9 protein-coding genes are annotated in these 8,234 nt (G+C 43.3%); 7 read left to right on the forward strand and 2 right to left on the reverse strand.

Annotated features, from left to right (window positions below; translation table 11 throughout):
* Positions 1 to 213: hypothetical protein (locus F6J94_RS25745; RefSeq protein ID WP_293045331.1), on the forward strand; the 213-nt coding region annotated here is incomplete at its 5' end.
* Here F6J94_RS25745 and mnmA read toward each other — a convergent pair.
* Entirely contained in the window at positions 188 to 1,276 is a 1,089-nt protein-coding gene (gene mnmA / locus F6J94_RS25750) for a tRNA 2-thiouridine(34) synthase MnmA (protein WP_075905600.1), read from the reverse strand. The two genes, F6J94_RS25745 and mnmA, sit on opposite strands and share 26 nt — an antisense overlap.
* Before the next feature lie 164 nt (positions 1,277 to 1,440).
* Between mnmA and F6J94_RS25755 the strand changes: the two genes are divergently transcribed.
* The 3 genes from F6J94_RS25755 (at position 1,441) to queF (ending at position 2,751) form a co-directional block, all read left to right on the forward strand.
* Positions 1,441 to 1,809 (forward strand): hypothetical protein, encoded by a 369-nt coding sequence (locus F6J94_RS25755; RefSeq protein ID WP_075895510.1) that lies wholly within the window; start codon positions 1,441 to 1,443, stop codon positions 1,807 to 1,809.
* A gap of 76 nt (positions 1,810 to 1,885) precedes the next feature.
* A complete protein-coding gene (locus F6J94_RS25760; protein WP_081431013.1) occupies positions 1,886 to 2,317 on the forward strand; it encodes a hypothetical protein in 432 nt (143 codons plus the stop codon).
* A gap of 14 nt (positions 2,318 to 2,331) precedes the next feature.
* Positions 2,332 to 2,751: a preQ(1) synthase gene (gene queF, locus F6J94_RS25765; protein WP_075895514.1), complete on the forward strand. Its 420-nt coding sequence runs from the start codon at positions 2,332 to 2,334 to the stop codon at positions 2,749 to 2,751.
* 76 nt (positions 2,752 to 2,827) lie between these two features.
* On the opposite strand, the gene F6J94_RS25770 is transcribed toward queF, so the two are convergent.
* The gene (locus F6J94_RS25770; RefSeq protein WP_364303198.1) at positions 2,828 to 3,652 is read right to left on the reverse strand and encodes a WecB/TagA/CpsF family glycosyltransferase; all 825 of its coding nucleotides are present in this window, start codon (positions 3,650 to 3,652) and stop codon (positions 2,828 to 2,830) included.
* Positions 3,653 to 4,845: 1,193 nt separating this feature from the next.
* On the opposite strand from F6J94_RS25770, the gene F6J94_RS25775 reads away from it, so the two are divergent.
* From F6J94_RS25775 to F6J94_RS25785, 3 genes are all read left to right on the forward strand, one after another.
* The gene (locus tag F6J94_RS25775; protein ID WP_075895518.1) at positions 4,846 to 6,513 is read left to right on the forward strand and encodes an alkaline phosphatase family protein; all 1,668 of its coding nucleotides are present in this window, start codon (positions 4,846 to 4,848) and stop codon (positions 6,511 to 6,513) included.
* Between the two features lie 203 nt (positions 6,514 to 6,716).
* Entirely contained in the window at positions 6,717 to 7,778 is a 1,062-nt protein-coding gene (locus tag F6J94_RS25780) for a polysaccharide biosynthesis/export family protein (RefSeq protein ID WP_293020851.1), read from the forward strand.
* 243 nt (positions 7,779 to 8,021) lie between these two features.
* Positions 8,022 to 8,234, forward strand: a 213-nt coding sequence (locus F6J94_RS25785; RefSeq protein WP_367142270.1) for a hypothetical protein, incomplete at its 3' end; no start/stop codon positions are given.

Raw genomic sequence — 8,234 nt, forward strand, 5'->3', positions numbered from 1 at the left:
TTTGGAATTCTACATTCTAAATTCACCATTCTGCATTCTGACCGACAACCTTGGCCAAAAGGCCACGCAATCGCGTTCAACCTACCCTACACCGAATCGCCTTGGGTGAACAACCTTGGCCAAAAGGCCACGCAATCGCGTTCAACCTTGGCCAAAAGGCCACGCAATCGCGTTCAACCTCCAACCTTCAACCTTCAACCAATTTGCCATTAGCAATTTTCTCTGGTAACTGCTCAATAATGCCACCTCCAAGCACCAGCTCCCCGTCATACAGAACAGCAGCCTGTCCTGGGGTGATGCTGAATTGTGGTTCATCGAACACTAATTTGATCCGATTTCCTTCTAGAGGAATCACATTCACAGGTACAGCAGGTGAGCGATAGCGAACTTGCACAGAAGCTCGAATGGGAACAGTAGGTTCCTGAATCGATACCCAATTGACCCGATGAACAGTACATTCAGGTTGGGTGGCTTGGTGGCGTTCCCCTACAATTACCCGATTCCTGGCTGCATCCAGGGCAATCACATACAAGGGATTGGGAGCAGCTATACCTAGCCCTTTCCGTTGTCCAATGGTGTAGTGGTGAATTCCCTGATGTTGCCCTACCACATTTCCATCCAAGTCCACGATGTCACCTGTGGTTTGGGAAATATACTTGTCCAGGAACTTCTGCATGGAACCGTGGGATTCGATTAAACACAAGTCCTGACTTTCTGGTTTATCAGCAGTCTTGAGATTATACTCAGCAGCCAGGCGTCGCGTTTCTGTTTTCTTCAGTTCTCCCAAAGGAAATAGGGAAGCCGCCAGCAGGTCTTGAGTCAAGTCATACAGGAAGTATGACTGGTCTTTTGTCAAGTCTAGTGCTCGCCGCAATTGATAGCGATCGCATTCGGCATCATAAGTAATCCGGGCATAGTGACCTGTGGCTATTTTATCAATCCCCAATGTCTCATGGGCATAGGTCAGCATCGGACCAAACTTCACTGCCTTGTTGCACTGAGAACAGGGAAGTGGAGTAATCCCAGATTGGTAACCCGAGACTAAGTAATCCACAATGTTTTCCTGAAAAACATCGCGACTGTCCACAATATGGTGGGGAATCCCTAATTGTTCACAGATAAACGCTGCATCGACCATTCCCTCAGAGCAGCATTGACCCTTCCCTTTCATTAACCAAAGGGTCAATCCTACAACTTCATATCCTTTGTGATGGAGGGTGGCGGCAGCTACGGAACTGTCTACCCCACCAGACAAGCCAACGACAACTTTATTCATCAACTCAACAGATTTCTGCCTTAGGGAGGTATTGCATTGTATAGTATTATTGTAGTCCTCCTGACCCTTAAGTCCTTCTACCTTAAGTCGAGTGGGCAAAGTGGGATTTCACTCCTATCCTGGAATCATAGAGTATTAGGATAACTCTGGGAGTATCAGTGTTCATGGCTGGTTTTGGAAATTTGGTTCAAAAAGCGTTTTATCTAGGCGTCGGTATAGCTGCTGCAGCAGGGGAGAGAGCTGGGGGAACCTTGTCCGAAGTGCGAGGTCAAGCTCAGAAACTGGTAGATGAACTGGTAGAAAAAGGGGAGATGACTACCGAGGAAGCCCGTAAACTGGTTGAAGATTTAGTGCAACAGGGGCAACAGCAATCCTCTCAAGCTAACCCTAATGATCCTAAACCTGAGCCGCGCCGGATTGAGATTATTACTGATGAGGAAGAAGAATCAGCACCACCCCAAGAGCAGGATGTTGACAAACTACGCCAGCAGGTGCAAGCTATGCAAGAAGAATTGCGTCGGCTAAAGCGCTAACTTATAGCACTTATTTAGCACTTATAATTAATTTGTGAACAACCTAGGGGTTGAGCACATGATGTTTGTTTAGTAAATGTCTACTATGGAAGATGATTGGTCTAAAAGTATTTATGAAACCCTGGAATCAGTGGCTAATATGGTCGATGAGTTCTTCGAGGGTGTCAGTGAGGTGGTTGAGGAGTTTGCCAATGAAGTTGAGGAGTTTGCCAATGAGGTAGACAATGCCATTGGTGCGGAAATTGACCAGTGTTTGCAAGAGATTGTTGAACCGTTTGTTGAGATTTATTTTGACTTTGAGGTTATGGTCAGTGAAACAGACGAGGATTTTCCTGATTCCGTGACACCATCCTCACAGAAACATCCCGCTTGCATAGGTTGCCGTCATTATCACGGTCAAGCCTACGGTGGAAATTTATTAGTCTGCGCTATGCATCCCTATGGTTGGGACACAGAAGATTGTCCTGACTGGGAATCCCATCCTAGAAATTCCTCAAATCGTTTCTAATCCTAGCAAAACCAATGAGTAATTCCTTTACCCAGGAACAAGCATCACCAGAAGTAGACACACCCCAGATTAAATACGGTGAACAGGAGATTGCCCAAGCAAAACTTATTACCTTTCCCAATCCCCGTATCGGTCGTCCCTATCACATAAACATCACCTTACCGGAATTTACTTGCAAGTGCCCGTTTTCTGGTTATCCGGACTTTGCCACGATTTACATCACCTACGTTCCCAATCAACTGGTGGTAGAACTAAAGGCCCTTAAGTTGTATATCAATACATACCGCGATCGCTACATCTCCCATGAAGAGAGTATCAACCAAATTTTAGATGACTTCGTAGCCGCCTGTAACCCGGAAGATGTCACCATCAAGGGGGATTTTAACCCACGGGGTAATGTTCACACCGTTGTAGAAGTGCGACACCAAAAGTAATCGGTACAAAGGTCATAGGTAATCTTGAGGATCCAGTAAACAATTCCGATATAAACGGAAAATATAGCACTTGCGATCAATTCAGATTGACCCTAGGTGGCGGCAACATAGAACTCTTGAGTTTTTGCTTCAACACTAACCAAAGGAAGACCGGAGCATCAAACAGGTATCGCCGCCACAATCGTCGTGGTTCAGATATTAGCCTGTGTAACCATTCTAAGCCTACCTCGCTCATCCAGACAGGGGACCTTGGTTTGGTTCCTGCTTCAAAATCAAGGGTGGCACCTACTGCCATGAATATTTTAATGCTTGGTAATTGATCTTTGTACTTGTGTATCCACTTTTCTTGTTTAGGCGCACCAACTCCCACAGCTAGTACTGTAGCTCCAGAGTTGTTAACCATTTCTATGATTTCTTGGCATTCAGCTTCATTTTTCTCAAATCCGAATGATGGGGAGTGCGCAGCGATAACCATTTCTCTGCCAACTTTAGCATTGACATTTTCTTGAGCTTTTTTAGCGACTCCTTCTCGTCCACCTAAGAGAAATATTTTAATAGTTTCGTTGTTTCTGTGATATTCATAAAAAGCTGGAAAAAGGTCAGATCCAGAAATTTTCTCCTGTATGGGTGACCCCAAAAACCTTGACGCATAATACACAACTTTACTATCACATAATCTATAATCGGCAATTCGATATGCCTTCATGAATTCAGGGTCTTTTTGTAGCTTAACTAAGTGATCGACATTGGGAGTAAAAATAACCCCGCTATCGAGCCGCTTTAAAAGCTCTGAGATTGATATATTATCAATCTCTAAGTTTAATATTTTGACTATTTCTCTCATGTTTAACCTTTTGACGATGTCTCTCCTAACTAAGGGATAAGCAATAAAAACAGTCAAGTTTTTACCAAAAATCTTCAGACTTGGAACCAAACTCAGTCAATTTACCATTTACCGATCAGCTAACCAAGTTAGCTTGATACTGTTTCGAACAAGATTTTATTTGGGAAAGAATAAAATTACATTATCACAGTTTTAGTAATTTGACTATAAATTTGACTATAGTAGCTCTGAAAAATTGGTAAATACCCTTTTGTCTAGATAGCTGAACCTATAGATCTCCTCTAATTAAACAACAGTAATCCCTTGATGTAGATTACACCAGGGGTTGAAACTATCTCAGGAATTTGACATAAATCTATTTTAGTATTAGCATTAAACTCTAGTTCACTGTGTTAAGAAGCGATGAATTATCGATCAGGACAGTGTTAGATATTTACCGAAATATTCAATCTCATTGTCACAGGGTGATCTAGATCGTATCGAGGTTAGAATTGGTGACTAATTATAACGTTATAGATTAGAGTAAACTGTGATTGAATCAATCAGGCTGTCTGGGAATGAATTCAATTTTCCATCCTCCTAGTCAACCCCGATATGCTTAGATGTTTAGAGCTTAAAAACCTCAAGTCAATTCCTTTCTATAATCCTTAGTAAGGATAGCCTGGTTTAGGCTTGATTTATGCTTAATTTAGTGGTTATGTATTAGGTATTTACTTTAATTAAAAGTACTTGTTTTTACGGTTGCACCAGTCCTCCTTTATGGGTTATTGATGGTTAGTTAATGGTTGATTTTACCATTAATATCATAGCCTATGGGCGAGTCCCGGCTAGTATTTTCTCTGAGCTTAATAAAATCTTTAAATAGTCTTCATAGACTCTACATAAATGAGCTAACGATGGTAATTTTTACTGATCACGAGTCGTTGTCTTGATCAGGTAGTCTTGATCAGGTTTATGGCTTATTTTAAGAAGATTTTTTAGCAGGTAGTAGCTCACCAGCCGAGTCTGAGAATTAGTCGAGCTAACAAATGCCTCAACTCTTTGCTACTTATAGAATGAGACTACATAGTGTGACCGATACCAGTAGTCTTTACAGAAAATTTATACAAGCCTACTATAAGATTCATCGATCCTTCAACCTTCATCTTTGTGAAGCCGACTATTGTTATTTGTAGGGTTAGATGCTGAGCTAAACTAGGCACACTACTTAACCTACCAGAAAATTACCCACAGATCTACCGACCACAACCATGAGAAACCCAGTAATTGCCATTGGCTTGGATGCTGCCGACCCTGCCTTGATAGAGCAATGGATATCTCAAGGGCATCTGAAAAACCTGCGTCGCTTACGAGAACAGGGATCTTACGGACGTTTAAAGACATATGAATACTACCGGGCTGAGACTCCCTGGACAACATTCCTCACTGGTTGTTCTCCTGAGCAAACAGGGTACTGGGCACCTCTGAAAATTAAGGAAGGCACTTACGAAGTAGAAGACATTCAAGCCTACGACTTTGCTGAGTATCAACCCTTCTATGCCTTGGGAGATGACTATCGGGTGGCAGTCTTTGATATGCCTCAAGCTCCCCTGTCCAATCAGGTCAATGGGTTGCAAGTTCTCGCTTGGGGAGCTCACTCTCCTCTGACTCCAAGTCATTCCATACCCAAATCCTTGCTACAGGATGTGATTGATAAGCATGGTGAGCATCCTGTCTTACGCAAAGACCATGCCAGTATTATGGATGTGGCAGCACTCAAGGGTCTTCAGGAACAACTGGAGATTGGTATCGCACGCCGGGGTGCCATTTGTCAAGACTTGTTGGAGCAGATGCCGTGGGATTTCTTCTTAACAATCTTTGGTGAAACCCATACTGCAGGGCATTACTTCTGGCACCTGAGTCAGCCGGATCATCCCCTCTACCCATCTGTAGGTGCTAAATGCCCTGGAGACCCCGTGTTAGAAATTTTTGAAGCTATTGACGAAGCCATTGGTGGAATTTTGAGCAAAGCCCCGGATAATGCCCAGGTCGTAGTATTTGCTGCCCATGGTATGGGGTCTAACGTCATGGATCTACCGAGTATGTTGTTCCTGCCAGAATTTCTCTATCGCTGGAGTTTCCCAGGTAAATATGGCATTGGTCGTGGCAACTATGGTCAACCCCCAGAACCCCTAGTCAATGATGCCAGGGCTAAAAAGGGTTGGATGGGGAAAGTATGGAGCCTCAAGCATGAATCGAATCCACTCAAAGGTTTTTTAAGACGTCAACTCCCTACCAAACTTTTCAATCCTATCGCACCCTTGTTTGGTTCCACTCCTGGACCAGATCTCATTTCTCCGTTCAAGATGCAGGCAGAATCCGATCCATTCTTTTTCCAGAGTCCATCGTGGTACCAACCCTGCTGGCCTCAGATGAAAGCCTTCGCGCTGCCTAGTTATTCGGAAGGATATATCAGGATTAATCTCCAGGGAAGGGAACCTCACGGTATTGTCCCCCCTGATCAGTACGATGCTGTATGTGAGGAATTGACTCAAAAACTTTACCAGCTTAAAGATGCTCGCACTGGGGAACCAATGGTGAAGGAAATTATCCGCACCCGCCAATCGGCAACTGAAACTGGTCCGAAATTACCTGATGGTGACTTAGTCGTGATCTGGCAAGAAAAATATGCCACTGACGTAGTAGATAGTCCCGATATTGGACGCATTGGTCCAGTTCCCTTTAATCGTACTGGTTCTCACCGCTCTGATGGCTTTTTGGTGATTCAAGGACAAGATATTGAGCCAGGTTCTAGTTTACCAGCTGGTCATTCTCTAGATTTAGCCCCCACTATTCTGAATTTGATGGGAGCGCCGATTCCTGACTATTTTCAGGGTAAGCCCCTCTCGGCAATTAAAGAAACTGTTGTGGTTGGTTAACTGAAAATTAACTAGTGACTAATTTTAATTAGTCGCAAAGGGAATTGAGTGTTTTCTGTTCAGTGTTTTTTGTTGAATGTTGTTGAGTGTTGATCGTAAGTCAACACTCAAACACTCACCGAAACCCCCCTATACTAAGTGTTATCACGTGTTATCACTAAGTAATAGCACTAAGTAATAGTTGTGAACCCAGAGATTCTTCAATGTCCATTCTCAAGTTTTGGATAGCAGGGTTAATTACTACCGTAGCAGCAATAGGTGTATCCGTTCCCAGTTGGGCTCTACCACTGTCTCCTGGCGATCGCCTTAGACTCTTTGTGGCTGGCGAAGAAGAAATCCCGGAAGCTGAACGCTTCAGTGCCACCTATGAAGTTAATCTGGATGGTTACATAAAATTTCCCTACCTAGACCCGATACTGGCAGCGGGTCGAGAAGTATCAGAAATCGAGCAAGACCTAGTCAAGGCTTTGCTGGAAGGGGGCTTTTTTCATGCTGATTTCCTCAAAGTCAGCATTCAACTCTTTGAGTGGGCTCCAATTCAGGTAACTGTGGGAGGAGCTGTTTTTGAACCTGGTCGGGTTTTGATTAATGATACGGATTCTAAAGGTCGAGACTTACCGGCATCGATTGCTACTGTCTCAGGAGACTATCCTCCAGAACGCTACCTAACCTTTGCCATTTTAACGGCTGGCGGCATCAAACCAAATGCCAACATTGAACAGGTGCGCTTGGTTCGGGGTGAGCAGGAACAGGTAATTGATTTATCTGGTGTGTTCACCGGATCACCAGTGGAGGATATTCCCTTGATTGCTGGAGACCAAATCATTGTTCCGACTCGGGAGTTGCCTCAATATTATCTAGCCAGACCTTCCCAGCTGACTCCCTCAACTATTCCTGTGTTTATCTCCAATCTCACTAATCCCAATAATGGACGTGACCTTAGAATCCAGGAAGTTGAATATGGCTCCCGTCTATCTCAAGCTGTAATTGCTGCTAGTTGTGTTGGAGGCACAGAAAGCACAAATGCAGATCGCCGTGCTCTGTTACTGCAAACTGACCGTACTACTGGGGAAACCCTGGCAATAGAACGTTCTGTAGAGGACTTGGTGAAGAAGCCTAATGATGACCAAGTTAATCCAGTGCTGATGCCAAGAGATAGTGTCGCTTGCTATGATTCAACGGTAACTAATGTCAAAAGTGTTTTTGACTTTATTGGGGATATCTTCAATCCCATTCGGATTATTAAAGACATATTTATACCCTAATTCATATTGAGGATAGCTAAAATGTTATAATTAATGCATCTATCACAAGTTATAAGCTCACGAGATCTGACTCTTCATCAGGGGTGTATTGGCTACGGGTTTAAGCCATTGCTTGATAGTGGGGTAAAACTCTCTGCCAAGTCTTTCATAATAGAACAAAATATCAAAAATCATAACTTAAGACTACAACTTAAGACTATAACTTAAGACTACAAATGTGGATTTGCCAGGTGAGATGCTCCAATGACTACTAATTATAAGACCATAGCCCCATATCCCTATGAAAAATCAAATCTCATGCCTCTACGTTGGCTATTTTACTTGTGTTTGGGGATATCCGTTAATGCCGGAATTTGGGGCTTAACATTTTTTTATTTGAAATCAGCTCAGCCAACTTATACCAGTACATGGGCAGTATCACTACCTGTCTCAGGCTCATCCACTAGAATTAATATC

This window comes from Moorena sp. SIO1F2, assembly GCF_010672755.1.
Lineage (GTDB): Bacteria > Cyanobacteriota > Cyanobacteriia > Cyanobacteriales > Coleofasciculaceae > Moorena.